Source organism: Pseudomonas sp. B19125, assembly GCF_044218855.1.
GTDB lineage: Bacteria > Pseudomonadota > Gammaproteobacteria > Pseudomonadales > Pseudomonadaceae > Aquipseudomonas > Aquipseudomonas edaphica.
Map to the genome: position 1 here is coordinate 6187501 of NZ_CP162589.1, position 26132 is coordinate 6213632.

Consider the following 26132-nt stretch of genomic DNA (forward strand, 5'->3'; position numbering starts at 1 on the left):
TCATGGCTGGCCCGCTGCGGCCAACGCTGGGTAATCGCCTTGCGACGGGTATAGAAACGCACCCCATCCGGCCCATAGGCATGCAAGTCGCCAAACAGCGAACGCTTCCAGCCGCCAAAGCTGTGGTACGCCACCGGCACGGGCAACGGCACGTTTACGCCGACCATGCCCACTTCGATCTCATCACAGAACAGCCGCGCCGCTTCACCGTCACGGGTAAAGATGCAGGTGCCGTTGCCATACTCATGATCGTTGATCAGTTGCATCGCGGCTTCCAGGCTGTCAACGCGGACCACACACAGCACCGGCCCGAAGATCTCCTCTTTATAGATGCGCATTTCAGGGGTCACGCGATCAAACAAGCTACCCCCCAGGAAGAACCCTTCTTCATGCCCGGCAACACTCAAACCGCGGCCGTCGACTACCAGCTCAGCGCCAGAAGACACACCGTCTTCTATATAGCCACTGACCTTGTCCCGCGCCTGCCCCGTCACCAACGGCCCCATATCCAGGCCGCAAGAGGTGCCCGCACCAATCTTGAGTGCCTTGACCTGCGGTACCAACTTGGCGATCAACGCATCCGCCACCTGGTCACCCACGCACACGGCCACCGAAATCGCCATGCAACGCTCACCGCAGGAACCATACGCTGCGCCCATCAAAGCGCTGACCGCGTTATCCAAGTCCGCATCCGGCATCAGCACCGCATGGTTCTTCGCCCCGCCCAGCGCCTGCACGCGCTTACCGCGCTTGGTTGCTTCGGAATAGATGTACTCGGCAATCGGCGTCGACCCCACAAAACTCAGGGCTTTGACTTCCGGCGCTTCAATCAGCGCATCCACTGCGCCCTTGTCCCCATGCACCACGCTCAGCACGCCTTTGGGCAGACCGGCTTCCTGCAACAGCTGCGCAATCAGCAGCGTGGAGCTTGGATCACGCTCCGATGGTTTCAGGATGAAACAGTTACCGCACACGATCGCCAGCGGGTACATCCACAGCGGCACCATCGCCGGGAAGTTGAACGGAGTAATACCCGCCACCACACCCAACGGCTGGAAGTCCGACCACGCATCAATGTTCGGCCCCACGTTACGGCTGTACTCGCCCTTGAGAATCTCCGGCGCCGAACAGGCGTATTCCACGTTCTCGATGCCGCGTTTCAGTTCACCGGCGGCGTCTTCCAGGGTCTTGCCATGCTCCTCGCTGATCAACTGCGAAATTCTCGCTTCGTTCTGCTCCAGCAATTGCTTGAAACGAAACATCACCTGGGCACGCTTGGCCGGTGGGGTATTACGCCAGGCAGGGAACGCCGCCTTGGCCGAGTCGATCGCCTGTTGAATAGTTTCACGGCTGGCCAATGGCACTTGGTGAATCACCTGGCCGGTGGACGGGTTGTACACGTCGGCACTACGGCCGCTGTCATTGACCAACTCACCGTTGATCAAATGCTGGATAAGGCTCATGCAGGGCTCCTGAAAAGTTGTTCTATATAGAAGGAGAAATCAGTCGATCTTGTTCAGCACTTCGCCGACCGCATCGAACAAACGATCCAGGTCCTGCGGCTTGCTGTTGAAGGTTGGCCCGAACTGCAGGGTGTCACCGCCAAAGCGCACGTAGAAACCCGCTTTCCACAAGGCCATGCCGGCCTCAAATGGACGCACGATGGCATCACCGTCACGCGGGGCAATCTGGATCGCGCCGGCCAGGCCGTAGTTACGAATGTCGATCACATTCTTGCTGCCCTTCAACCCGTGCAACGCATTCTCAAAGTGCGGGGCGACTTCGGCTACGCTCTGCACCAGGTTTTCCTTCTGCAACAGGTCCAATGCCGCCAAGCCAGCCGCGCAAGCCACCGGGTGCGCCGAGTAGGTGTAGCCGTGGGGGAATTCCACCGCGTATTCCGGCGTCGCCTGGTTCATGAAGGTCTGATAGATCTCGCTGCTGGCAATCACCGCGCCCATCGGGATCGCGCCGTTGGTGACTTGCTTGGCAATGCACATCAGGTCCGGGGTCACGCCAAAGCTGTCGGCGCCGAACATCGAGCCGGTACGGCCGAAACCGGTGATCACTTCGTCGAACACCAGCAGGATGTTGTGTTGGTCGCAGATCTCACGCAGTCGCTTGAGATAACCCTGTGGCGGCACCAGCACGCCAGCGGAACCGGCCATCGGTTCAACAAACACCGCTGCGATGTTCGACGCGTCGTGCAGTTCGATCAGCTTGAGCAGCTCATCGGCCAGGGCGATGCCGCCCAGCTCCGGCATGCCACGGGAGAAGGCATTGCTCGCCAGCAACGTGTGCGGCAGATGGTCAACGTCCATCAGGCCCTGACCGAAGAGCTTGCGGTTGCCGTTCACGCCACCCAGGCTGGTTCCGGCAATGTTCACACCGTGATAGCCACGGGCGCGGCCGATCATCTTGGTCTTGGTGGCCTGGCCTTTCAGGCGCCAGTACGCACGCACCATCTTCACCGCGGTATCGGCGCACTCGGAGCCCGAATCGGTGAAGAACACGTGGTTCAGGTTGCCTGGGGTCAGGTCGGTGATCTTTTCCGCCAGCTGGAAGGACAACGGATGACCGTATTGGAAGCCCGGGGAGTAGTCCAGGGTGCCCAGTTGCTTGGAGACTGCTTCCTGAATCTCTTTACGGGTGTGCCCGGCGCCACACGTCCACAGGCCCGACAACGAGTCGTACACCTTGCGGCCCTTGTCATCTATCAACCAGCTGCCTTCAGCGCCGACGATCAGGCGCGGGTCGCGCTGGAAGTTGCGGTTGGCGGTGTAAGGCATCCAGTGCGCATCCAACTTCAATTGGCTGGCCAGGGACGATGGGGCGTTTTCGGGCATGTTCATCAGCAAAACCTCGCAGGGCAAAAGGCAGCGTCGGGATTGAAAAGCGTTGTTGCAGCTAAATTGCCACGGCGATAAAGTCGGTGAAATCCAACTCTTCTAACCTTCAGTCAGGCCTTCACTAAACTATGAGCAGCCGTCGACCCGATCCCCTGGCCCAAGTCAGCGACTTCGATATCCGCCTGTTGCGCATCTTTCGCAGCGTGGTGGAGTGCGGCGGCTTCTCGGCGGCCGAAACCGTGCTCGGCATCGGCCGCTCGGCCATCAGCCAGCAGATGAGCGACCTGGAGCAACGCCTTGGATTGCGCCTGTGCCAGCGCGGGCGTGCCGGTTTCTCCCTGACCGAAGAAGGCCGCGAGGTCTACCAATCGGCCTTGCAGCTATTAAGTGCGCTGGAAAGCTTTCGCACCGAGGTCAACGGCCTGCATCAGCATTTGCGCGGCGAACTGATCATCGGCCTCACCGACAACCTGGTCACCCTGCCCCACATGCGCATCACCCACGCCCTGGCGCAGTTGAAGGAACGCGGCCCTGACGTACAAATCCAGATCCGCATGATCGCGCCGAACGAGGTGGAACAAGGTGTACTCGATGGTCGCCTGCATGTCGGCGTAGTACCTCAGGCGAGCGCGCTGTCCGGCCTGGAATACCAACCCCTATACAGCGAACGCTCACTGCTCTACTGCGCGGTTGGCCACCCGTTGTTTTACGCGGACGACAAGCAACTGGACGACCCACGTATCGACAGCCAGGACGCCATCGCCCCGACCTTTCGCTTGCCCGCCGAAATCCAGGCCCATTACCAGGCACTCAATTGCACCGCCAGCGCCTCGGACCGCGAAGGCATGGCGTTCCTGATTCTCACCGGCCGCTATATCGGCTACCTGCCCGACCACTACGCCAGCCTGTGGGTACAACAAGGCCGACTGCGCGCGCTGAAACCGGCTACACGTTTTTACGATTTGAGCCTCGCATCGGTCACGCGCAAGGGGCGCCGCCCTCATTTGGTGCTGGAAAGCTTTCTGGAGAGTCTGGCGGCAACGCGCTAATTCGGGCCTCTCGCTAAAAGCTGAGCAACTGGACAGCTTTTTGCAAGGGAACCAGGACCTTGAACCGTCCGCCCTGAGTTTGCCCGCCATGCCACCAGAAACCTTGAGCCCCAACGACCTGATCTACGGCCTGAACGACCGACCGAAACCACTGCCGGCCCTACTGGCAGCCTTGCAACATGTGCTGGCCGCCTTTGTCGGCATCATCACCCCGCCACTGATCATCGGTTCTACGTTGGGGCTCACCGCCCACCTGCCCTACCTGATCAGCATGGCGTTGATGGTGTCCGGCGTAGGCACTTTCATCCAGGCACGCAGGCCATTTGGTATCGGCGCCGGCATGATCTGCCTGCAAGGCACCAGCTTTGCGTTTCTCGGCGCGGTGTTGTCAGCAGGCTTTCTAGTGAAGCAACGCGGCGGCAGCCCGGAAGACATCATGGCGATGGTCTTTGGCGTGTGCTTTTTCGGCGCGGCGGTGCAGATCGTGTTGAGCCGTTTTATCGGCCAATTGCGCCGTGTGATCACGCCCTTGGTCACCGGCATTGTCATCACCTTGATCGGCATCAGCCTGATCAAAGTCGGCATCACCGACCTGGGTGGCGGTTTCAATGCGCCTGACTTCGGCGCGCCGACCAACCTGGCCTTGGGGTTGTTCGTCGTGTTGACGATCATCTTGCTCAACCGCTCGAACACGCCGTGGGTACGCCTCTCGGCAATCATCATCGGCCTGGCCCTCGGCAGCCTGGCCGCGTGGTTCAGCGGCAAGCTGGTGCCCCAAGCCTTGCCCGACTTGCCATTGATCAGCGTACCGATGCCGTTTCGCTTTGGTTTCAACTTCGACTGGAGCGCCTTCCTGCCCATCGCGCTGATTTATCTGATCAGCAGTATCGAAACCGTTGGCGACCTGACCGCCAACTGCATGATCGCCCGCCAGCCGATCAGCGGCCCTTCTTATATAAGTCGACTCAAGGGCGGCGTATTGGGTGATGGCGTCAGTTGCATGATCGCCGCCACCTTCAGCGCATTCCCCAACACCACGTTTGCGCAGAACAACGGCGTGATCCAACTCACCGGCGTGGCCAGCCGTTACGTCGGCTTATACATTGGTGTGCTGCTGTTCTGTCTCGGCCTGTTTCCACTGATCGGCGCGGTGCTGCAGCAAATCCCCAAACCGGTATTGGGCGGCGCAACCCTGGTGATGTTCGGCAGCGTGGCCGCCGCCGGCGTGCGCATTCTGGCCCAGGCGCCGCTGGACCGACGCAGCATGTTGATCATCGCCACCTCGTTCGGCGTTGGCCTGGGCATCGCCGCCCAACCTGAGTTGCTGCACTTGATGCCGCCTCTGGTGCAAAACCTGTTCGATTCGGCCATCACCAGCGGCGGCCTGACGGCCATCGTGTTGTGCCTGTTATTACCCGAGGCCAAAGCGAATACCGCAGGCGCAAACCACGCGCCGGAAAGCGACACACTGGAACCGCTTTGACGGTTTTATTGCATCGGGACTTGTCTGAGGCTTGAGGGTGGGTTATCTGTGCACACGTCGTCTCTATCGATCAGCACGGAAACCTCCATGAGCCTCGAAGTTCCTGCCCACAGCAACCACGCCGGTAAACCTGCCAGCCGTATTCGGCAAAAGAATGAACAAGCGATTCTCCAGGCGGCTGAAGACGAATTCGCGCGTCATGGCTACAAAGGCACCAGCATGAACACCATTGCCTCGAGTGCCGGGCTGCCCAAGGCCAACCTGCATTATTACTTCACCAACAAGCTCGGCCTGTACATCGCGGTACTGAGCAATATCCTCGAACTGTGGGACAGCACCTTCAACGCGCTGACCGCCGAGGACGACCCCGCCGTCGCGCTGACACGCTACATCCGCACCAAGATGGAATTCTCCCGGCGCCACCCCCAAGCCTCGCGGATCTTCGCCATGGAGATCATCAGTGGCGGCGAATGCCTGACCGAATATTTCAGCCAGGACTACCGCGCCTGGTTCAGTGGCCGCGCAGCGGTGTTCCAGGCCTGGATCGAAGCCGGCAAGATGGACCCCATCGACCCCGTACACCTGATCTTCCTGTTGTGGGGCAGCACCCAGCATTACGCCGACTTCGCCACCCAGATCTGCCGCGTCACTGGTCGCACCAAGCTGACCAAGCAGGACATGGAAGACGCCGGCACCAACCTGATCCATATCATCCTCAAAGGCTGCGGCATCAAGCCGGCCCTATAAACGAAGCGACTTATGCCTTTCACGCTGACCGGCCTTTGCGAATTTCGTGAAGAAATACGCAAAAGCCGCTTTATCACCCTGGCCGCGCCGATCACCAGCGCGCAAGACGCCCAGGCGTTTTTCGAGCAGCACAGCGACCTCAACGCCACGCACAACTGCTGGGCCTGGAAGCTCGCCGACCAGTACCGCAGCAACGACGATGGCGAACCCGGCGGCACGGCCGGGCGACCGATCCTGGCCGCCATTGAAGCCCAAGGCTTTGATCAGGTCGCCGTGCTGGTGATTCGCTGGTACGGCGGCATCCAGCTGGGCACCGGCGGCCTGGCTCGCGCCTACGGCGGCGGCGCGAACAAATGCCTGCAGAATGCCGAACGCATCGAGCTGATCAGCCGCGTGCCGCTGAGCTGTGCCTGCAGTTTCTCGGAATTGAACCTGGTGAAACTGCGCGTGGCCGAACTGGGCGGGCTGGTGGTGGAAGAAACCTTCACCGCCAACGGCGTCGAGCTACAGCTCGCACTCGGCGAGGCGCACATCGACACGCTGCAAACCCAGCTCGCCGACCTCAGCCGTGGGCGCATCCTGCTCGAACGCTGAAACTGCCCACATCTACTGTGCACCTGCCTGTGGATAACCTGAGCACACCCGTCTGTAACCCTTTTGTCATAAGGGCTTACGGGCGCCGGTCATTTTTTGATCAGTATTCACCGGGAGTAGTTGCGCAACGCCCCATAGCAGTTCCAACAGCAGAATTATCCACAGCACCGACGTGGCGCCGTGCATCAGCGCGTACAGCTGCCAGGTCGCAAACAGACCACGGCCGGCCGCGTCATACAGCCCGAATTGGCGTTGAGGGTCGCGAATACGCAGCACTGCCCACACGCACACGATCGAGCCGAGCAGGTTGGCCATCAGCACATGCGCAGGCAGAAACGGCGGTAGCTCGCCCGGCAGGTTCAAGCCCTGCAACAGGCCGTGTACTAATGCAAAACTCCACGGCGTGACAAACGCGGCGGTGATGATCAAGTCATACCAGGCACTGGCCCGCACCAATGTCCGGTAGCGTTTTTGTGTCCACATAGCAGCAAGCTCCTTCAATTCAAGAAGCCAGCAGGCTAAAGCCTGGAGTATGCTCCAGGGTCAAGCCCTCTCGAGCCCGTCTCATGCGTATCGGCGAATTAGCCCAGGCCAGCCAGGTCAGCCGCGACACCTTGCGCTTCTATGAGCAGCGCGGGTTGATCGCCGCGCAACGCAGCGCCAACGGTTACCGCGACTACCCGCCGGACATGCTGCAACTGGTGCTCTATATCAAGACTGCGCAGCGCCTGGGTTTCAGCCTCGGCGAGATCGGCACCAGCGTCGCCGCCTTATGGCAGGCGCCCGATCCCGACGCTGCCGTCACACAATTGCTGCAAGACAAGCTCAACCTGATCGAAACCCGCATCACTGAACTCGGCCATCTGCGCCAGGAGTTGCAGCAAAGGCTCGGGCAACGTTGTCCACTGAATCCGTGAACCTCCACTCCAAAGGAAGCCCTTCATGTCTACGCCAAAAACCGCACTGATCATCGGCGCCTCGCGCGGCCTGGGCCTTGGCCTGGTCAAGCAACTGCTGCAGGACGGCTGGGAGGTGACCGCCACCGTGCGCGACCCGAACAAGGCCGATGCGCTCAAAGCCGTGGGCCAGGTGCAGATCGAGAAGCTGGACATGGACGATCAACAAGCCGTGATCGCCTTGGCCCAACGCCTGAAGGAGCGCACCTTCGACCTGCTGTTCGTCAACGCCGGCGTCAAAGGCCCTGCCAACCAGGAGCCGGGCCACGCCACCCTGGCGGAAGTCGGCCAACTGTTTTTCACCAACGCCGTGGCGCCGATCAACCTGGCCCAGCGCTTTGTCGGGCAGATCCGCAAAGACACCGGCGTGCTGGCGTTCATGAGTTCGGTGCTGGGCAGCGTGACTATTCCCGATGGCTCCGACCTGGCGCTGTACAAGGCCAGCAAGGCTGCACTCAACTCCATGACCAACAGCTTTATCACGCAACTGGGCGACCATAAGCTCACCGTGCTGTCGCTGCATCCGGGCTGGGTGAAAACCGACATGGGCGGCGAAAACGCGCACATCGATGTCGACACCAGCGTGCGCGGCCTGGTGGATCAGGTGAATGCCTACACCGGCAAAGGCGGCCATCACTTCGTGGACTACAAGGGCGACACCATCGCCTGGTAACAGCTCGGTCCAACCTGTGCGGGCTTGCCCGCGATGGTCTCAAGAGCACCTCGCTCCTACAGATAGACCTGATCATGGACTACACGTAAACTCTGCTCCTCGCCCTCACCGGCGACCCTGGATCAGCAGACAGGGCAACACTGAGCTGGCAAACCTGAACCCATCATTCAGAGGAGCCGGCCAATGCCTGCGACCCGTATCTGGTTAAAAAACCCCCTCGCGATTTTCACCGCCAATGGCCTCGACGCCCGTGGTGGCCTGGTGCTGCAAGACGGTGTGATCACCGAAGTGCTGGGCTGGGGAAAAGAGCCCACCGTGCCGTGCGGACAAGTGTTCGATGCACGCGAACATGTGATCCTGCCGGGGCTGATCAACACCCACCATCACTTCTACCAAACCCTGACCCGCGCCTGGGCGCCGGTGGTCAACCAGCCCTTATTCCCCTGGCTGAAAACCCTGTACCCGGTCTGGGCACGCCTGACTCCGGAAAAACTCGCGCTGGCGTCCAAAGTCGCCCTCGCAGAGTTGCTGCTCTCTGGCTGTACCACGGCGGCCGACCACCATTACCTGTTCCCTGACGGCCTGGAAAATGCCATCGATGTACAAGTAGAAAGCGTGCGCGAACTGGGCATGCGCGCCATGCTCACCCGCGGCTCCATGAGCCTGGGCGAAGCCGATGGCGGCCTGCCGCCGCAGCAAACCGTGCAACAAGGCCAGGTTATCCTCGAAGACAGCCAGCGCCTGATCCGCGAATACCACCAGCGCGGCGATGGCGCGCAAATCCAGATCGCCCTGGCGCCCTGCTCGCCGTTTTCGGTCACCCCGCAAATCATGCAAGCCAGCGCCGAACTGGCCAACAGCCTCGACGTGCGCCTGCACACGCACCTGGCCGAAACCCTCGACGAAGAAGACTTCTGCCTGCAGCGTTTCGGCCTGCGCACGGTGGACTACCTCGACAGCGTTGGCTGGCTCGGCCCACGCACCTGGCTGGCCCACGGCATTCACTTCAACCCGGATGAGATCGCCCGCCTGGGCGCCGCCGGCACCGGTATCTGCCATTGCCCAAGCTCGAATATGCGCCTGGCTTCCGGCATCTGCCCGACCCTCGACCTGCTCGCCGCCGGCGCGCCGATTGGCCTGGGCGTCGACGGTTCGGCCTCCAACGATGCCTCGAACATGATCCTCGAAGCGCGCCAGGCCCTGTACATCCAGCGCCTGCGTTACGGCGCGGAAAAGATCACCCCGGAAGGCGTGCTGGGCTGGGCCACCAAAGGCTCGGCACAGTTGCTGGGGCGCACGGATATCGGTGAGTTGGCCGTGGGCAAACAGGCTGACCTGGCGCTGTTCAAGCTAGACGAGCTGCGCTTTTCCGGCAGCCATGACCCGATTTCGGCGCTGCTGCTGTGCGGCGCCGACCGCGCGGACCGGGTGATGATCGGCGGCAAGTGGCGGGTGATCGATGGGCAGGTTGAAGGGCTGGACCTTAAAGGCTTGATTGCCGATCACAGCCAGGCGGCGAAACAGCTGATCGCCGGCACCTGAGCCCTGCACAAAGCCAACTGTGGGAGCTGGCTTGCCTGCGATGCAGACACCTCGGTCTATCAGCCATACCGAGTGGATGCCATCGCGGGCAAGCCCGACTCCCACATGGGATTTAGGGTGTGCTTGAGGGCCGGTTACACCCCAAGCAACGACAACATGATAAAGGTCGCAAACAACACAAAGTGCGTCATCCCTTCGATGGCATTGGTTTCGCCATCGTTGAGGTTGATCGCACTCACCACCAGTGTGATCAACACCATCACGGTCTGCACCGGTGTCATCGCCATCTGGAACGGCTGGCCGGTGTAGAGCGCCATGGCTTCCATCACCGGCACCGTCAAAATCACCGTCGACAACGATGCACCCAGTGCGATGTTGACCACCGACTGCATGCGGTTAGCCAAGGCTGCACGCAATGCCGTCAGAATTTCCGGCGCGGCCGAAATCGCCGCCACCACAATCGCGGTAATCACCGGCGGTGCGCCCGTACCTTCCAGGCCCAGGTCGAGGGTCTTGGACATCACCTCGGCCAATGCGCCAATCACAATCACGCCAAACACCAACGTACCGATGGAAAACGCCAGGTTGATCGGCGGCTCCTGCTGTTCTTCCGGCTGCTTTTTTCGGCGTTTTTCCGGGTAGCTATAGCTGAAGAAGTAACTGTGTGGCCCGACCTGCATGCGCAGGAACAGGGTGTAGAGCAACACCATCGCGCCGATGGTGAAGGCCGAGTAAATTTTCCAGTCAGCCTCGGGAATAAACTCCGGCACCACCATCGATACGCCCATGGCGGTGAGGATCATCACGCTGTAACTGCGTGCCGAGTCATCGTTGTAGGACTGTTCACCATGCTTGATGCCGCCCATCAGCGCGGCCAGGCCAAGGATGCCGTTGATATCGAGCATCACCGCCGAATAGATCGTGTCACGTACCAAAGTCGGCGAGGGCTCGTTGCTCATCATGATCGCCAGGATCACCACTTCCACCAGCACGGCGGCGAGGGTGAGGATCATGGTGCCGTAAGGGTCACCGACCTTTTCCGCCAGTTGCTCGGCGTGGTGGGCGACGCGCATCGACGCCATGACAATAAAAGCGATGAGCGCCAAGCCGCCCAGCAGGGCGATCATCTGCCCGCTGTGCAGCATCCAGTGCTCCAACGGGTAGGCGGCGATGGCGGCGATCAACGCCAGCCACATGAATTTTTCTTGCTTGAGGGATGTGAGCATTCCGGGCCTTTTTGTGCAGCAAATCAGTCATTGATGGGGTACAGACTGCACCACGTCGCTAACGTTTCGTTACACCTTAGTTCAGATGGCCCTTGCGCGAATAAAACCAATACTCTCCTGCTGGTCAGGTTTTGCCGACTATTTCAGCCATGGCCTGTAGAATGCCGCCATTGCACCTGATGAGAATTTAGAACATGTACGATTGGCTCAACGCCCTGCCCAAGGCTGAATTGCACCTGCACCTGGAAGGCTCGCTGGAGCCTGAGTTGCTGTTTGCCCTGGCCGAACGCAACAAGATTGCACTGCCGTGGAATGACGTCGAAACCCTGCGCAAGGCCTACGCCTTCAACAACCTGCAAGAGTTTCTCGACCTGTATTACAAAGGCGCCGATGTGCTGCGCACGTCCCAGGATTTCTATGACCTGACCTGGGCCTACCTGCTGCGCTGCAAAGAACAGAACGTGATCCACACCGAACCGTTCTTCGACCCGCAGACCCACACCGACCGTGGCGTGCCATTCGAAGTGGTGCTCAACGGCATCGCCGCTGCGCTCAAAGATGGCGAGCAGCAACTGGGTATCACCAGCGGTTTGATCCTGAGCTTCCTGCGCCACCTGAGCGAAGCCGAAGCCGAGAAAACCCTCGACCAGGCGCTGCCGTTCCGTGACGCGTTTGTGGCCGTCGGCCTGGACAGCTCGGAAATGGGTCACCCACCGAGCAAGTTCCAGCGCGTGTTCGACCGTGCCCGCCATGAAGGCTTCCTTACCGTGGCCCACGCCGGCGAAGAAGGCCCGCCCGAGTACATCTGGGAGGCCATCGACCTGCTGAAAATCCAGCGTATCGACCATGGCGTACGCGCCATCGAAGACGAACGCTTGATGCAGCGCATCATCGACGAGCAGATCCCGCTGACCGTGTGCCCACTGTCCAACACCAAGCTCTGTGTGTTCGACGACATGGCCCAACACAACATCCTCGACATGCTTGAGCGTGGCGTGAAGGTGACGGTGAACTCGGATGACCCGGCGTACTTCGGCGGCTATGTCACCGAGAACTTCCACGCGCTGTACACCTCCCTGGGCATGACCCAGGACCAGGCCAAACGCCTGGCGCAGAACAGCCTGGATGCGCGGCTCGTGAAGCCATAACTGCATAAACGCAGTTCAAATAATGTGGGAGCTGGCTTGCTAGCTCCCACATTGATCTCATCAGCCTTGAGATTGAGTCAGTTCTTCCAGGGTCTTGCCCTTGGTCTCCATCCCAAACACCCACACCACCAGCGCCGCCACCGCAAAACACAGCGCCCCCAAGGCAAACACCCCACCCTGCCCGGTTATCGGAAACACCAGCCCGGTTACCAACGGCCCCAGCAATGACCCGACCCGGCCAATCGCCGAGGCAAACCCGGAACCGGTGGCCCGCGCCGAAGTGGGATACAGCTCCGGCGTGTAGGTGTACAGCACCGCCCACATGCCAAACAGAAAGAACTGCATCAACAGCCCCGAGGTAATCAGCAACCCCACGTTGCCGCCAAACACCGCGCTCTGCCCATACAGAAACGCCATCACCCCGCCGCCCAGCAATGTCACCACACACACCGGTTTACGGCCCCAACGTTCCACCAGCCAGGCCGCCATCAAGAAGCCCGGTATCCCGCCCAGGGAAATGATCACCGTGTAATACACCGATTGCGTCACGGCAAAACCCGACTGCTGCAACAGCGCACTCAGCCAGGAGGTCAGCCCGTAGAAACCCAGCAAGGCAAAAAACCACACGCTCCAGATCATCATCGTGCGTTGGCGATACTGCGCCGACCACAACTGCTGGAACGCCGAGAAAAACGTGCCCGGCACGCTCTCAACCCGCGGCAAGGCAATTGGCTCCGGCAAGTCCGTACGCCCCAGCGAGTCGCGGACCTTCTGCTCAATGCCGAGCAACACCTTGTCCGCCGCTGCATGCCGCCCGGCCTGTTCCAGCCAGCGTGGCGATTCCGGGATAAAAAAACGAATCGCCAGCACAAACACCGCCGGTACCGCCAACACCAGGAAGATGTCGCGCCAGCCAATCACCGGCAGCAAAAAGTAGGACAGCACACCCGCCGCCACAAACCCCAGCGGCCAGAAGCCATCCATCAAGGCGATATATCGCCCACGGCCCTTGGCGGGAATCAGCTCCGAGAGCATCGACTGCGCAATCGGGAATTCCATACCCATGCCGATCCCCAGCAGGATGCGAAACAGCGTCAGCGTTTCCACCGTCTGCGCCGTGGAGCACAGGTAACTGGCGACGCCCCACAACACGATGCTCCACTGAAACACCGGCTTGCGCCCGAAACGGTCAGCCAACATGCCGGACAAGGACGCACCGACCACCATGCCGAAAAAACTCGAACTGGCGAGTAACCCGGCCTGGGCCGTGCTCAGGCCGAACTCGGTTTTTATCGAGCCCAACAGGAAGGTCATCATCGCCAGGTCCATGGAGTCGAAAAAAAACGCCAAGGCGATGATGATGAAAATGATTCGGTGGTAACCGCTGATGGGCAACCGTTCCAGCCGTTCCGCTGCGCTATAGCCTTGCATACCCATGCCATACCCCCCGAGTGAAAAATCCCCAAGGCGAGTGTGCGGCATCGTTTTACCCGATTATTGCTGGATACGACCTGACTGAAACTCTGAACGACGCACGCACCTACGCCGTGGCCAGACGGTTGATTTCCGCAAGCCCCAGGTCGGTCACCAGCAAGGCACGCGACTCGTTGACCGCGTTGATCCAGCCGCACTGCAAAAACAACTGCAACAACCCGGCCCCCAATGCCCCCCCCAGGTGCGGCTGCTGCTGGCTCCAGTCAAAACAGTCGCAGGCCAACGGCGCAGACAGTGCCTGGATAAAGATGCCCAAGGTCGCGAAATGCTGCGCGCCGGTGACGGTCACGTCGGTACGCTGTTCGTAGCGGTCGATCCAGCCGGCCTCCAGCATGCGCTGATAAAGCCCCGCTGCCAGTTCACCGCCCAGATGCCCCTGGCACAAACGCGCGCGCCGCAACGGCGGCGGCGCCAGGGATACTCGCGGGGAAACCTGCGGAGCGTTGCGTGCGGCACAGGCCAAGGTGGTACAGGCCAATGCGTCGACGGCCGCACAGACATCCACGGCGGCCATGCGAAACAGGCGCTTGCCGCGCTTGGCCTCGCTGCGCAGCAAACCGCTGCCGATAAGGCGCGCAAGATGCGCATTGGCCGACGCGGCGGACAGCCCGGCGAGCATAGCCAGTTCGTCTGCGGTTTTCGCCGAACCGTCCATCAGTGACCAGAGCATGGCGGTGCGCTTGGGCTCAGCGAGCAAGCTGGCGATCTGACTGATGCAAGGTGCTTCTTCCATGTATTCACTCCTTGTAAATCATTTGTCTGCTGCGGTTGGAACCAAAGTATAGGGGCGCAAACCGCCCATTCCGCGGCGTCCGACAGCGCGAATGGGGACAGGCTCTGAGTGAAATTTCTGGCTTTGGTGGAGGCTATTGCCTAACGCTCTATCGCCCCGGCCTTTGCGCGGTCAAAGCCGCACAACGGGACACGAGCATTTCCCGCAGCAGGTTAATGGGTTTACTCAACTGAGCACGGTGGGCGCACAGCAGGTTGAGCGGCGTGCGCTCGCCGCGCAGCTCCGGCAACACCAGGCGCAAACGCCCCGCGAGCACGTCGGTGCTCACATCCAGCCACGACTTGTAGGCAATGCCGACACCCGCCACCGCCCAGCGGCGCACCACATCGGCGTCGTCACTGAAGCGGTCACCGCTGACCGTCAGGCCGACCTCCCGCTTGCCGTCGTAAAAACCCCAGTGGTCGTGGACACGGCTGCCCAGCATGTACAACAGGCAATTGTGCTGCGCCAACTGCTCAAGATGCCGGGGCTCGCCATGCCGTGCCAGGTAGCTGGGTGCGGCGCACAGCACGCGAATGTTGTCCGGGGCGATGGGCAGCGCGACCAGGCTGGAATCTTCAGGCTCGCCGTAGCGCAGGGCGATATCCACCGGCTGGCGGAACAGGTCGGCAATGCGGTCGCCCAGCAGCAGGCGGATGTTCAATTGCGGGTATTCAAGCTGAAACTCATCCAGCCACGGCAGTAACTGGTTGCGCCCGAAATCCGACGGCGCCGACAGTTGCAGCACACCGCTGACATGGTCCTGGCCGCTGGCCAATAAGCGCCGCCCTTCGTCCAGCGAACTCAACGCGGCGCGGGCATATTCCAAAAACCCCTCGCCTTCGGCAGTCAGGCGCAAACTGCGGGTGGAGCGCGCCAGCAAGCGCGTGCCCAGTTGCTGTTCGATACGCTTGAGCGCCGCGCTCGCCACGGCAGGCGAGAGGTCCATGATGCGTGCAGCGGCCGACAAACTGCCGAGGTCCGCCGCCCGCACAAACAACTGCAAATCATCAAAACGCAGCATGTACCCTCGCCTATTATCAAAATTCTATTGAAACAGACTGCTGTTTTAGCCGCTTTTATCTGTGCTGGAAATAGCTAATCATCTGTCCATCCCGTTCACCACGTGTCTGGAGTTGAATATGTCCGCTGCCTTTAACGTCATCGCCACGCTGATCGCCAAACCCGGCCAGCAGGCCAAGTTGGAAACCCTGCTGCGCGGCCTGTTGGAACCGACTCGCCTGGAAGCCGGTTGCGAGCAGTACGACCTGCACCAGGACCTGCAACACCCGGAAACCTTCTACATGCTCGAACGCTGGAGCGACGACGCGGCGCTGGCCGATCACGACCAGAGCGCGCATATCCAAAGCTTCCGCGCCAAGGCTGCGGATGTGCTCGAACATTTCGAACTCAAGCGCCTGCAATTTCTTGCCTGATCACCCCATCAGCAAGTTTTTGTGGCGAGTACGCTTGCTTGCGCTGGAGTGCGAAGCGCTTACCGACAGGTTTTGGGGCTGCTTCGCAGCCCAGCGGGAGCAAGCTCCCTCGCCACATTTAGCCTGACTCTCGACCACCTTCTTTACTCGGAGCCAATATGAAAGCCATTGCCTACTACGCCTCACTGCCGATCAGCGACGAAAAATCCCTGCAAGACATCCAATTGCCGGAGCCGGTCGCCGGCCCGCGTGACCTGCTGGTGGAAGTCAAAGCCATCTCGGTCAACCCGGTGGACACCAAAGTGCGCCAGAACGTCGCCCCGGAAAACGGCGCGGCCAAGGTACTGGGTTGGGACGTGGCCGGTGTGGTCAAGGCGGTCGGCAGCGAAGTGACGCTGTTCAAGGCGGGCGACAAGGTGTTCTACGCCGGTTCCCTGGTGCGCCCAGGCGGCAACAGCGAACTGCACACCGTGGATGAACGCATCGTCGGCCATATGCCCAAGAGCCTGGGTTTTGCCGAAGCCGCCGCACTGCCACTCACCGCCATCACCGCCTGGGAGCTGCTGTTCGAGCGCCTGCAAGTACGTGAAGGTAAGGAAGATGAAGGCCAGAGCCTGCTGATCGTCGGCGCTGCCGGCGGTGTGGGTTCGATCCTGACCCAGTTGGCCAAGCAGCTCACCGCATTGAACGTTATCGGCACCGCCTCACGCCCGGAAACCCAGGAATGGGCCAAGGCGCTCGGCGCCGATGTGGTGATCGATCACAGCCAGCCACTGAGCGAGGCGTTGAAAAATGCCGGCCAGGCGCAGGTAACCCACGTCGCCAGCCTGACCCAGACCGACCATCACCTGGACGAACTGGTCGAAGCCCTGCAGCCGCAAGGCAAGCTGGCGTTGATCGACGACCCCAAGGTGCTGGATGTGAGCAAACTCAAGCGCAAGAGCCTGTCACTGCACTGGGAGTTCATGTACACACGCTCGATGTTCGAGACGCCGGACATGATCGAACAGCACAATCTGCTCAACCGCGTGGCCGAACTGATCGACGCCGGCACCTTGAAAACCACGGTGGGCGAGCACTTCGGCGTGATCAACGCAGCCAACCTGCGCCGCGCCCATGCGCTGCTGGAAAGCGGCAAGGCCAAGGGCAAGATCGTATTGGAAGGGTTCTAACAAGTAGCTGTCAGAGTCGTCCATTATTCATGTGAGTAATGGACGACACCGCTAGTCAGAGAGTTGATCTTTGTCATATTTGCGAACGCATTCAGGTTTATATTGGCCGCCTTTGCCACGATTCTTTTACGTGAGGAAGTCAGCAATGAAGATCCTGATAAGAGCGTTAGCAAAATCCCCAGGCAACAAATGGCAGGTCAGCCTCGACGGCGACGCCTTCACCTTCCGCAGTGAGGCCGAGGCCCGCGCCTTTGCCGACACCCTGCAAGCCCGCATCCAGGCGCCCCACCGCATTCCCCTCAGCCAGCAACGCTCCGCCGCCGGCTGATTAGCACCTCAGACCTGCGCCTGCGCGGCCCTCGCCCGTTGCAGGCGCTGGGTCGACACCGCAATCGTCACCGCCAATACACCGCACAAGCTGATGACCATCGCCATCGGCATCGCCGTGCCGTCGTGCAACACGCCGACCAACGACGCCGCGCCTGCCGCCACACCAAACTGAATGCAACCGAGCAATGCCGAGGCGCTGCCGGCCCGTGCGCCCTGCCCGGCCATGGCACACGCCGAGGTGTTGGGCAAAATGCAGCCCAGGCTGGCGATGCAGATAAACAGCGGCACCAGTAACGGCCATAAAGCCTCGGTACGCAGCGCGGCAATGGCCAACAGCGTCAACGCCGCCGCCACGTAGACCCACACGGTGCGCGACAGCAGAAACGCCGGGCCACGCTTGGCCAGCAACCGCGCATTAAGCTGCGCTACCAGGATAAAGCCGGCGGCATTGGAGCCAAATACCCAGCCGTAATGCTCGGCGGGCACGCCATAGAGTTTGATAAAGACGAACGGGGAACCGGCGATGTAGGCAAACATCCCGGCAATCGAGATACCACCGGTGAGGGCGTAGCCCAGATAAACCCGGTCCGACAACAGGCTGACATAGCGGCTCAGCGAGCCGGACAGCGGTTGACGCGGCTTGTCGGCCGGCAAGGTTTCCGGCAACCCGACCGCCACGGCGATGGCCGCCATCACGCTGAAAATCGACAACGCGAGGAAAATCGACTGCCAGCCCCACAGGCCGACCATCACCCCACCCGCCAACGGCGCGAGGATCGGCGCCAGGCCGGTCACCAGCATCAGCTGCGAATAGACTTTGGCCGAGCCCACGGCATCACATTTGTCGCTGACCACCGCCCGCGAAATCACCATGCCCGCGCAGCCGCCAAGGGCTTGCACAAAACGCGCGCCGATCAACCAGTCCAGGGACGGCGCGTAGGCGCAGGCGAAGGACGCCAGGGTAAACAGGGTCACGCCACTGAGCAGCGGCACGCGCCGGCCAAAGCGATCCGCCAGCGGCCCGTAGATCAATTGGCCGATGGCCAGGCCGCCGAAATACACGGCGAGGGTCAGCTGGATGTGTTTTTCGTCGGTGGCAAAAGCGGTGGCCATCGCCGGAAAGCCCGGCAGGTAAAAATCGATCGCCAACGGCGCGAAGGCGCTCAAGGCGCCCAGAATCAGGATTATGCGGAGGTTCATCAGACACCCAAGTGAGTCGGCAGCCCGACAGTCTAGCCGCGCTTGGGTGTGATGAACATTACGATAGCTCGCTAACTATCGGAAATTTTACGCGAGCTTGGCGCTGTAGCCTTCTTCGGTGATCAGCGCGATGACTTGCTCGTCGGACAGCCGGCTTTCAACCCCGACTTCCTTGGCGGCCAGGTTGACGTTGACGCTCGCCGCCGGGTCCTGGCTGTGTACTGCTTGAGTGACCGCCCGAACACAATGGCCGCAGGTCATTCCTTCAACACTGAATACTTGCATGACATGACTCCTTTGATGAGGTTGGGGCCAGTCTCGACCTTGCCACGATGGCAAGGTCAAGCGCTCAAAATTGCGACCGGGCTGGTATTCCAGCGTTGCCTCGGCCAAGCTTCATGCATCTTGGATTTGAACCACGGAGCATTCGCCATGCGCTGGTCGTTTTTTAGCCTTATCGGCCTGTTGAGCTTGTCCGCCGCTGCGCCCATGGCGTACGCGGACCAGGACTATGCGGTGTTGATCATTTCCCGCGAGCGCCTGGAAGTGCCGACCAATTGCGAAATCGGCCTGTATATCCAGGACCAGTTGGCCGGGCGCCTGTTCCAGGAACAGGCCACCTCGTTCAACTTGCCGGCGGGCAATGTGTCGCTGCGCCTCAAGCTGCTGCCGGGTCAATCGCCAGGTTGCCTGCCGGGCATGCTCGCACCGCCTGCGCAGAACATCACGCTTAAAGCCGGCGACGTGCGCAAAGTACGCATCGCGCAAGGCCCGGATGGCATGTACCTGAAGAACGCCGCACTGGATTACTGAACACGCTTGACCTTCCCAATAGGTCAAGGTTGATGCTAGGGGCAACTTCTCTGGAGGACTGCCCCATGAATGGATCCACCACCTTTGACCTGCCCATCAGCGGCATGACCTGCGCCAGCTGTGCCGGGCGTGTCGAGCGCGCGCTGGGCAAGGTGCCGGGGGTGCAAAGCGTCAGCGTCAACCTGGCCAACGAACGTGCCCACATCGAAGTTCTCGGTCAGATGGACCCCGGCGTGCTGATCGCCGCCGTCGACAAGGCCGGCTACACCGCCACCCTGCCGCAAAGCGAGACCGTCACCGACGCTAAACAGGCCCAGCGTCTGCACCACGAGCGCTGGTCGTTGTTGTTGGCCATCGCGTTGGCGCTGCCATTGGTGCTGCCGATGCTGGTGGAGCCGTTCGGCCTGCATTGGATGCTCCCGGCCTGGGTGCAATTCGCGCTGGCCACTCCCGTGCAATTCATCTTTGGCGCACGCTTCTATATAGCCGCCTGGAAAGCCGTGCGCGCCGGTGCTGGCAATATGGACCTGCTGGTGGCCATCGGCACCAGCGCCGGTTATGGCCTGAGCATTTATGAATGGCTCACCGCGCCCGTGGGCACTATGCCGCACCTGTATTTCGAAGCCTCGGCCGTGGTGATCGCCCTGGTGTTGCTGGGCAAATACCTCGAAAGCCGCGCCAAGCGCCAGACCGCCAGCGCCATCCGTGCCCTCGAAACCCTGCGCCCGGAACGCGCGATTCGCGTGTTTGAAGGCCGTGAAGAAGACGTCGCCATCACTGCGCTGAAGCTCGACGACCTGGTGCTGGTCAAACCCGGCGAGCGCTTCCCGGTGGACGGCGAAGTGGTGGACGGCCAAAGCCATGCCGACGAGGCCTTGATCAGCGGCGAGAGCCTGCCGGTGCCGAAACAGCCGGGCGACAAGATCACCGGCGGCGCCATTAATGGCGAAGGCCGCTTGCTGGTACGCACCCAGGCGCTGGGTGCAGAAAGTGTGCTGGCGCGAATCATCCGTCTGGTGGAAGACGCCCAGGCTGCCAAGGCACCGATCCAGAAACTGGTGGATAAAGTCAGCCAGGTCTTTGTGCCGACCGTGCTGGTGCTGGCCTTGGTTACGCTGGTGGGGTGGTGGTTGTACGGCGCTTCACTGGAAACCGCGATCATCAATGCCGTCGCGGTGCTGGTGATTGCTTGCCCATGCGCCCTGGGCCTGGCCACACCGACCGCCATCATGGCCGGCACCGGCGTGGCGGCGCGCTATGGCATCCTGATCAAGGACGCCGAAGCGCTGGAACGTGCCCATGCCGTCAGCGCGGTGGTGTTCGACAAGACCGGCACACTCACCTCCGGCGCGCCAAAAATTGCGCACCTGGCCGCGGTGGATGGCAATGAAGATTTATTGCTGCAACAGGCTGGCGCCTTGCAACGCGGCAGCGAGCACCCGTTGGCCAAGGCCGTGCTGGATGCGTGTGGTGAAAAAGGGCTGATCGTGGCGGACGTGAGCGCCAGCCAATCGCTGACCGGACGCGGCATTGCTGGCACTTTGGATGGCCGTGAACTGGCCTTGGGCAACCGCCGCATGCTCGAAGAGAACGGCTTGAGCGCAGGTGAGCTGGCCGAGTCTGCCAACGCCTGGGAAGCCGAAGGCCGCACCTTGTCGTGGTTGATTGAACAAGGCGCACAACCACGCGTGTTGGGGCTGTTTGCGTTTGGCGACACCCTCAAGCCCGGCGCATTTGAAGCCGTGGAACAACTCAAGGCTCAGCACATCAGCAGCCACTTGCTCACCGGCGATAATCGCGGCAGTGCCCGCGTGGTAGCCCAGGCGCTGGGCATCGATGATGTACACGCCGAAGTGCTGCCGGCCGACAAGGCCGCCACCGTGGCCGAGTTGAAAAAGACCGGCGTCGTCGCCATGGTCGGTGATGGCATCAACGACGCTCCGGCCCTCGCCGCTGCCGATATCGGCATCGCCATGGGCGGTGGCACCGATGTGGCCATGCACGCCGCCGGTATCACGTTGATGCGCGGCGACCCGCGCCTGGTGCCGGCCGCGCTGGAGATCAGCCGCAAGACCTACGCAAAAATCCGCCAGAACCTGTTCTGGGCCTTTGTGTATAACTTGATCGGCATTCCGCTGGCTGCCTTTGGCCTGCTCAACCCGGTGCTCGCAGGTGCGGCCATGGCCTTGTCCAGCGTCAGCGTGGTGAGCAATGCGTTATTGTTGAAAACCTGGAAACCGAGCATTTGGAAACCGGAGCAATTGGAGGACAAGCGCCCATGAACATAGGCCAAGCTGCCCGCCAGAGCGGGCTGAGCGCCAAGATGATTCGCTACTACGAATCCATCGGCCTGCTCAAAGCCGCGCACCGCACCGACAGCGGCTACCGCGTGTATGGCAGCGATGACTTGCACACGTTGGCGTTTATCAAACGCTCGCGGGATCTGGGGTTTTCGTTGGAAGAAGTCGGCAAGCTGCTGACCCTGTGGCAAGACCGCCAGCGGGCCAGCGCCGACGTAAAAGCCCTGGCGCGCCAGCATATCGAGGAACTGAACCAGAAGATTCTGGAGCTGGGGCAATTGCGCGACACGTTGCAGGACCTGGTGGAACACTGCCAGGGTGACCATCGGCCGGATTGCCCGATACTCAAGGAGTTGGCGTCGGGCAGCTGTTGCGCCTGATCAGCTCTGCACAAAACAAATATGGGAACAGGCTTATGTGGCGGCTGCCTTATGTGGGAGCTGGCTTGCCTGCGATTGCATCACCGCGATTTAACTGACATACCGAGGTGTCTGCATCGCAGGCAAGCCAGCTCCCACACAAGCCAGCTCCCACAACAAGCCAGCTCCCACACTTTTTAGATCTCCAATTGCCGGGAGATCACTGCATCCAAGGCGGCGGCGGTTCTTCCGCAGTCTTGCTCGGTGGCGCATCATCCGCCGCCCGAACCGCTTGCTTGCGCTCTTCATCCAGCCGCGCCGCTTCGATTTCGCGGATCACACCGCCCACATCCGCCAGCTCTTCCGGCTCATCAAACTCGCCGGTCAACACGCTGGCCGGGTGCAAGGTGCCGGCTTCGTACAGTGCCCACATTTCCTTGGCGTACTTGGTCTTCTTCAACTCCGGGGCAAAACGCCCGAAGTAGGAAGCCATGTTGCCCACATCCCGCTCCAGCATGCTGAATGCGTGGTTGTTGCCCGCCGCATCCACTGCCTGGGGCAGGTCGATGATCACCGGGCCGGTCGGCGTGAGCAGTACGTTGAACTCGGACAGGTCACCGTGCACCAGGCCAGTACACAGCATCAGCACGATCTGGGAAATCAGGAAGGCGTGATATTCGCGCGCCTGGTCCGGCTCCAGCGTTACGTCGTTAAGACGCGGCGCTGCATCGCCGTACTCGTCGGCCACCAGTTCCATCAGCAGCACGCCTTCCAGGAAGTCGAACGGCTGAGGCACGCGAACGCCCGCGCCGGCGAGGCGGAACAACGCCGCCACTTCGGCGTTTTGCCAAGCGTCTTCGGTTTCTTTCTTGCCGAACTTGGAGCCTTTCGCCATGGCCCGGGCCTGGCGGCTGTTACGAACCTTACGGCCTTCCTGGTATTCGGATGCCTGACGAAAACTTCGTTTATTCGCCTCCTTGTAAACCTTGGCGCAACGCAATTCATTGCCGCAGCGCACCACATAAACAGCTGCTTCTTTACCGCTCATGAGAGGGCGCAGCACTTCGTCGACCAGACCGTCTTCGATCAGGGGTTCAATGCGTTTAGGAGTCTTCATCAGCTTTTATTGTGGATCCTTTATTACCAAATACGCGTATGGCACTCGTTATACGGCAATCGGCGCGCCGGTGGGAGGGGCTACCGACCTCTGACCGCTGAAGAATGCACTCAATATGCCAATTTCGTCGGCATTCAGCGTTCGATAATCGCCGTCACGCCCTGGCCGCCAGCGGCGCAGATCGAAATCAGCCCTCTGCCCTTGCCCGCCGCGTCGAGCAATTTGGCCAGGTTGGCGACGATGCGCCCGCCTGTGGCGGCAAACGGGTGGCCGGCCGCCAATGAGCTGCCTTTGACGTTGAGCCGGCTGCGATCAATGGCGCCCAGCGGCGCGTCGAGCCCCAGACGCGTCCTGCAATACTCCGGGTCTTCCCAGGCCTTGAGCGTGCACAAAACTTGGGCAGCAAAGGCTTCGTGAATCTCGTAGTAGTCAAAATCCTGGAGTGCCAGGCCATTTCTCGCCAGCAAGCGTGGCACTGCGTACACCGGTGCCATGAGCAGGCCTTCGGCGCCGTTGACGAAATCCACAGCCGCCGCTTCGCCATCGCGCAAGTAAGCAAGAATCGGCAAGCCACGTTCCTTGGCCCAGGCTTCACTGCCCAGCAGCACCAAGGAGGCGCCGTCGGTCAGTGGCGTGGAGTTACCGGCGGTGAGCGTGCCCTTTTCACTGCGCTCGAACGCCGGTTTAAGGTTGGCGAGTTTTTCCAGGGTCAGGTCGGGGCGCAGGTTATTGTCGCGGGTCAGGCCGAGAAACGGAGTAAGCAAATCGTTGTGCCAGCCTTCGGCATAGGACGCGGCCATTTTCTGATGGCTTTCCAACGCCAGTTGATCCTGCTCGGCACGCGGTATCTGCCAGGTCTGCGCCATCAGCTCGCAATGCTGGCCCATGGACAGGCCGGTGCGCGGCTCGCCATTGCGTGGCAGCTCCGGCTTAAGGTGATGGGGACGAAGTTGTAACAGGACTTTTAATTTATCCGCCATGGACTTGCTGCGGTTGGCTTGCAACAAGATTTTGCGCAGGCCTTCATTCACACCAATCGGCGCATCGGACGTAGTGTCGACGCCGCCGGCAATCCCGCATTCGATCTGCCCCAGGGCAATCTTGTTGGCCACCAGCAACGCCGCTTCCAGCCCGGTGCCGCACGCCTGCTGAATGTCATAGGCCGGGGTTTGCGGCGACAGGCGCGAGCCCAGCACGCATTCGCGGGTGAGGTTGAAGTCGCGCGAATGCTTGAGCACCGCACCGGCCGCCACCTCGCCGATGCGCAGGCCGTGCAGGTTGTAGCGCTCGATCAGGCCTTCGAGGGCAGCGGTGAGCATCGCCTGGTTACTCGCCATGGCATATGGGCCATTGGAACGGGCGAAGGGGATGCGGTTACCGCCAATGATCGCTACACGGCGCAATTGAGTCATGGAAAGCTCCCTGAAGGTTATGGGGTGAATCTCTGAGCCTAGCCTAGGCTCAATCGAACGACTTTCACCTATTGATGGTCCACCGTTTGAACCCCAGCACTCGGAGAGCGTTCCATGTCTGACCGTTATATCGACTTCGCCAACTCAAGCCTCGGCCATCGCCTGGTCGCCGCCATTGGCCTGCCGTCACCGGTACGCCTGGAACGCTGGCAAGCTGGGCGCCTGCGCCCGGTGGAAGGTGCTATGCTGCTGGGCGGTGGCGCGCTGGCCGCGAAGGTGCAGGTATTTGCGCACAAACTGACCGACGCGATTTACACCTACGGCGCCGAATCATCGACCTGGATCCCAGGCCACGGCCCCAAGCTCAAGGCCGTGGTGTTTGACGCCAGCGACTTGCAGCACACCGACCAGCTCAAGCAACTGCGCGAATTCTTTCAGCCTTTGCTGAAAAATCTCGATCACAGCGCACATCTGGTGATTCTGGGACGCGCGCCGGAAAGCCTCAGCGACCCGTTTGCCGCCAGTGCACAGCGTGCCCTGGAGGGTTTCAGCCGTTCACTGGCCAAGGAATTGCGCAGCGGCGGCGTGTTGCAACTGTTGTATGTAGGCGACGGCGCTGAAGATCAGCTGGAAGGCGCGCTGCGTTTCTTCCTGTCACCGAAAAGTGCGTATATCTCTGGCCAGGTCATTCGCCTGCAAGCCTGCGCCACCCCGGTTGAAGACTGGACGCGCCCGCTGGCCGGGCGCAAGGCGCTGGTCACGGGTGCTGCGCGTGGTATCGGCGCCTCCATTGCCGAAACCCTGGCGCGCGACGGTGCCGAAGTGATCGTGCTGGATGTGCCCCAGGCCAAGGCCGACCTCGAAGCCCTCGCCGCTCGCTTGGGTGCGCGCACCGTGGTGCTGGATATCTGCGCAGAAGACGCGGCCACACAGTTGATCGAACACCTGCCGGACGGCATCGACATCGTGGTGCATAACGCCGGCATCACCCGCGATAAAACCCTGGCCAACATGACGCCGGAATATTGGGACGCCGTATTGGCGGTCAACCTCAACGCGCCCCAAGTGCTGACCAAAGCCCTGCTTGATAGCGGCACCCTGCACGACAACGGCCGCGTGGTGCTGCTGGCGTCGATCAGCGGGATTGCCGGTAATCGCGGGCAAACCAACTACGCCGCGAGCAAGGCCGGGCTGATTGGCCTGGCCCAGGCGTGGGCGCCGCTGCTGGGCGAGCGTGGCATCAGCATCAACGCGGTCGCGCCGGGTTTTATCGAAACCCAGATGACCGCGCACATTCCCTTCGCCCTGCGTGAAGCCGGGCGGCGCATGAGTTCCTTGGGCCAGGGTGGTTTGCCGCAAGACGTGGCCGAAGCCGTCGCCTGGCTCGGGCAGCCGGGTTCCGGGGCCGTCAGCGGCCAGGCGCTACGCGTATGTGGGCAAAGCCTGCTGGGAGCGTGACT

Annotated in this window: 26 protein-coding genes (1 of these 26 running past the window's edge); 15 read left to right on the forward strand and 11 right to left on the reverse strand. The window is 61.2% G+C overall.

The features are described from left to right. Both AB4P96_RS28385 and AB4P96_RS28390 read right to left on the reverse strand, forming a co-directional pair. Positions 1-1463, reverse strand: partial view of a CoA-acylating methylmalonate-semialdehyde dehydrogenase gene (locus tag AB4P96_RS28385; protein ID WP_017134728.1) — the 5' portion only. It extends 31 nt beyond the left edge of the window; only the first 1463 of its 1494 coding nucleotides appear in the window; it begins with the start codon at positions 1461-1463; the stop codon falls past the left edge of the window. A gap of 39 nt (positions 1464-1502) precedes the next feature. Beyond that, a complete protein-coding gene (locus AB4P96_RS28390; RefSeq protein WP_017134727.1) occupies positions 1503-2852 on the reverse strand; it encodes an aspartate aminotransferase family protein in 1350 nt (449 codons plus the stop codon). Between the two features lie 125 nt (positions 2853-2977). On the opposite strand from AB4P96_RS28390, the gene AB4P96_RS28395 reads away from it, so the two are divergent. The 4 genes from AB4P96_RS28395 (at position 2978) to AB4P96_RS28410 (ending at position 6722) form a co-directional block, all read left to right on the forward strand. Then, entirely contained in the window at positions 2978-3898 is a 921-nt protein-coding gene (locus tag AB4P96_RS28395) for a LysR family transcriptional regulator (RefSeq protein ID WP_017134726.1), read from the forward strand. An 88-nt stretch (positions 3899-3986) separates the two neighbouring features. Beyond that, positions 3987-5381, forward strand: coding sequence for a uracil-xanthine permease family protein (locus AB4P96_RS28400; protein WP_026013502.1), 1395 nt, complete (start codon positions 3987-3989; stop codon positions 5379-5381). An 87-nt stretch (positions 5382-5468) separates the two neighbouring features. Further along, entirely contained in the window at positions 5469-6128 is a 660-nt protein-coding gene (locus AB4P96_RS28405; RefSeq protein ID WP_017134724.1) for a TetR/AcrR family transcriptional regulator, read from the forward strand. Positions 6129-6140: 12 nt separating this feature from the next. Next, positions 6141-6722 carry a YigZ family protein gene (locus tag AB4P96_RS28410; protein ID WP_065930576.1) on the forward strand — a complete coding sequence of 194 codons (582 nt, stop codon included), beginning with the start codon at positions 6141-6143 and terminating at the stop codon, positions 6720-6722. A gap of 66 nt (positions 6723-6788) precedes the next feature. Here the strand turns inward: AB4P96_RS28410 and AB4P96_RS28415 are convergent, their stop codons facing one another. Then, positions 6789-7205 carry a hypothetical protein gene (locus tag AB4P96_RS28415; protein WP_395600337.1) on the reverse strand — a complete coding sequence of 139 codons (417 nt, stop codon included), beginning with the start codon at positions 7203-7205 and terminating at the stop codon, positions 6789-6791. An 83-nt stretch (positions 7206-7288) separates the two neighbouring features. Here AB4P96_RS28415 and AB4P96_RS28420 point away from each other — a divergent pair, with 83 nt between their 5' ends. The 3 genes from AB4P96_RS28420 to AB4P96_RS28430 all read left to right on the forward strand — a co-directional run bounded on the left by AB4P96_RS28420 (position 7289) and on the right by AB4P96_RS28430 (position 9893). Next, positions 7289-7639: a MerR family transcriptional regulator gene (locus AB4P96_RS28420; RefSeq protein ID WP_099550558.1), complete on the forward strand. Its 351-nt coding sequence runs from the start codon at positions 7289-7291 to the stop codon at positions 7637-7639. 25 nt (positions 7640-7664) lie between these two features. Continuing rightward, entirely contained in the window at positions 7665-8351 is a 687-nt protein-coding gene (locus AB4P96_RS28425) for an SDR family oxidoreductase (protein WP_017134720.1), read from the forward strand. 183 nt (positions 8352-8534) lie between these two features. Further along, entirely contained in the window at positions 8535-9893 is a 1359-nt protein-coding gene (locus AB4P96_RS28430; RefSeq protein WP_176992523.1) for an 8-oxoguanine deaminase, read from the forward strand. Positions 9894-10027: 134 nt separating this feature from the next. Here the strand turns inward: AB4P96_RS28430 and AB4P96_RS28435 are convergent, their stop codons facing one another. Next, entirely contained in the window at positions 10028-11119 is a 1092-nt protein-coding gene (locus tag AB4P96_RS28435) for a calcium:proton antiporter (RefSeq protein ID WP_056860419.1), read from the reverse strand. A 194-nt stretch (positions 11120-11313) separates the two neighbouring features. On the opposite strand from AB4P96_RS28435, the gene AB4P96_RS28440 reads away from it, so the two are divergent. After that, positions 11314-12267, forward strand: coding sequence for an adenosine deaminase (locus AB4P96_RS28440; protein WP_017134717.1), 954 nt, complete (start codon positions 11314-11316; stop codon positions 12265-12267). 60 nt (positions 12268-12327) lie between these two features. On the opposite strand, the gene AB4P96_RS28445 is transcribed toward AB4P96_RS28440, so the two are convergent. From AB4P96_RS28445 to AB4P96_RS28455, 3 genes are all read right to left on the reverse strand, one after another. Then, positions 12328-13704, reverse strand: coding sequence for an MFS transporter (locus AB4P96_RS28445; protein WP_026013501.1), 1377 nt, complete (start codon positions 13702-13704; stop codon positions 12328-12330). Positions 13705-13807: 103 nt separating this feature from the next. Continuing rightward, positions 13808-14494, reverse strand: a complete 687-nt coding sequence (locus tag AB4P96_RS28450; RefSeq protein ID WP_099550554.1) for a helix-turn-helix transcriptional regulator — start codon at positions 14492-14494, stop codon at positions 13808-13810. A 148-nt stretch (positions 14495-14642) separates the two neighbouring features. Beyond that, complete coding sequence (locus tag AB4P96_RS28455) at positions 14643-15557, reverse strand: LysR family transcriptional regulator (RefSeq protein ID WP_017134714.1); 915 nt, start codon at positions 15555-15557, stop codon at positions 14643-14645. 118 nt (positions 15558-15675) lie between these two features. Here AB4P96_RS28455 and AB4P96_RS28460 point away from each other — a divergent pair, with 118 nt between their 5' ends. From AB4P96_RS28460 to AB4P96_RS28470, 3 genes are all read left to right on the forward strand, one after another. After that, on the forward strand, positions 15676-15969 hold the full coding sequence (locus AB4P96_RS28460) for a putative quinol monooxygenase (protein WP_017134713.1): 294 nt from the start codon (positions 15676-15678) through the stop codon (positions 15967-15969). Between the two features lie 158 nt (positions 15970-16127). Next, positions 16128-17141, forward strand: a complete 1014-nt coding sequence (locus AB4P96_RS28465; protein WP_017134712.1) for a zinc-binding alcohol dehydrogenase family protein — start codon at positions 16128-16130, stop codon at positions 17139-17141. Between the two features lie 145 nt (positions 17142-17286). Beyond that, positions 17287-17469 (forward strand): hypothetical protein, encoded by a 183-nt coding sequence (locus tag AB4P96_RS28470; RefSeq protein ID WP_017134711.1) that lies wholly within the window; start codon positions 17287-17289, stop codon positions 17467-17469. Positions 17470-17477: 8 nt separating this feature from the next. On the opposite strand, the gene AB4P96_RS28475 is transcribed toward AB4P96_RS28470, so the two are convergent. Further along, positions 17478-18671: a multidrug effflux MFS transporter gene (locus tag AB4P96_RS28475; RefSeq protein WP_017134710.1), complete on the reverse strand. Its 1194-nt coding sequence runs from the start codon at positions 18669-18671 to the stop codon at positions 17478-17480. A gap of 87 nt (positions 18672-18758) precedes the next feature. Further along, complete coding sequence (locus tag AB4P96_RS28480) at positions 18759-18956, reverse strand: heavy-metal-associated domain-containing protein (RefSeq protein ID WP_017134709.1); 198 nt, start codon at positions 18954-18956, stop codon at positions 18759-18761. Positions 18957-19103: 147 nt separating this feature from the next. On the opposite strand from AB4P96_RS28480, the gene AB4P96_RS28485 reads away from it, so the two are divergent. From AB4P96_RS28485 to cueR, 3 genes are all read left to right on the forward strand, one after another. Then, a complete protein-coding gene (locus AB4P96_RS28485) occupies positions 19104-19484 on the forward strand; it encodes a hypothetical protein (RefSeq protein ID WP_069786911.1) in 381 nt (126 codons plus the stop codon). 65 nt (positions 19485-19549) lie between these two features. Beyond that, positions 19550-21766: a heavy metal translocating P-type ATPase gene (locus AB4P96_RS28490; RefSeq protein ID WP_395600338.1), complete on the forward strand. Its 2217-nt coding sequence runs from the start codon at positions 19550-19552 to the stop codon at positions 21764-21766. Then, the gene (cueR, locus tag AB4P96_RS28495; protein WP_017134706.1) at positions 21763-22164 is read left to right on the forward strand and encodes a Cu(I)-responsive transcriptional regulator; all 402 of its coding nucleotides are present in this window, start codon (positions 21763-21765) and stop codon (positions 22162-22164) included. Before AB4P96_RS28490 ends, cueR begins: the two co-directional genes overlap by 4 nt. A gap of 199 nt (positions 22165-22363) precedes the next feature. Here cueR and AB4P96_RS28500 read toward each other — a convergent pair whose 3' ends face one another. Both AB4P96_RS28500 and AB4P96_RS28505 read right to left on the reverse strand, forming a co-directional pair. Beyond that, positions 22364-23260: a PA4780 family RIO1-like protein kinase gene (locus AB4P96_RS28500; RefSeq protein ID WP_017134705.1), complete on the reverse strand. Its 897-nt coding sequence runs from the start codon at positions 23258-23260 to the stop codon at positions 22364-22366. A 134-nt stretch (positions 23261-23394) separates the two neighbouring features. Beyond that, positions 23395-24672: an acetyl-CoA C-acetyltransferase gene (locus AB4P96_RS28505; RefSeq protein WP_177034915.1), complete on the reverse strand. Its 1278-nt coding sequence runs from the start codon at positions 24670-24672 to the stop codon at positions 23395-23397. A 114-nt stretch (positions 24673-24786) separates the two neighbouring features. Between AB4P96_RS28505 and AB4P96_RS28510 the strand changes: the two genes are divergently transcribed. Beyond that, a complete protein-coding gene (locus AB4P96_RS28510) occupies positions 24787-26130 on the forward strand; it encodes a 3-oxoacyl-ACP reductase (protein WP_395600339.1) in 1344 nt (447 codons plus the stop codon). Positions 26131-26132: the final 2 nt, after the last annotated feature.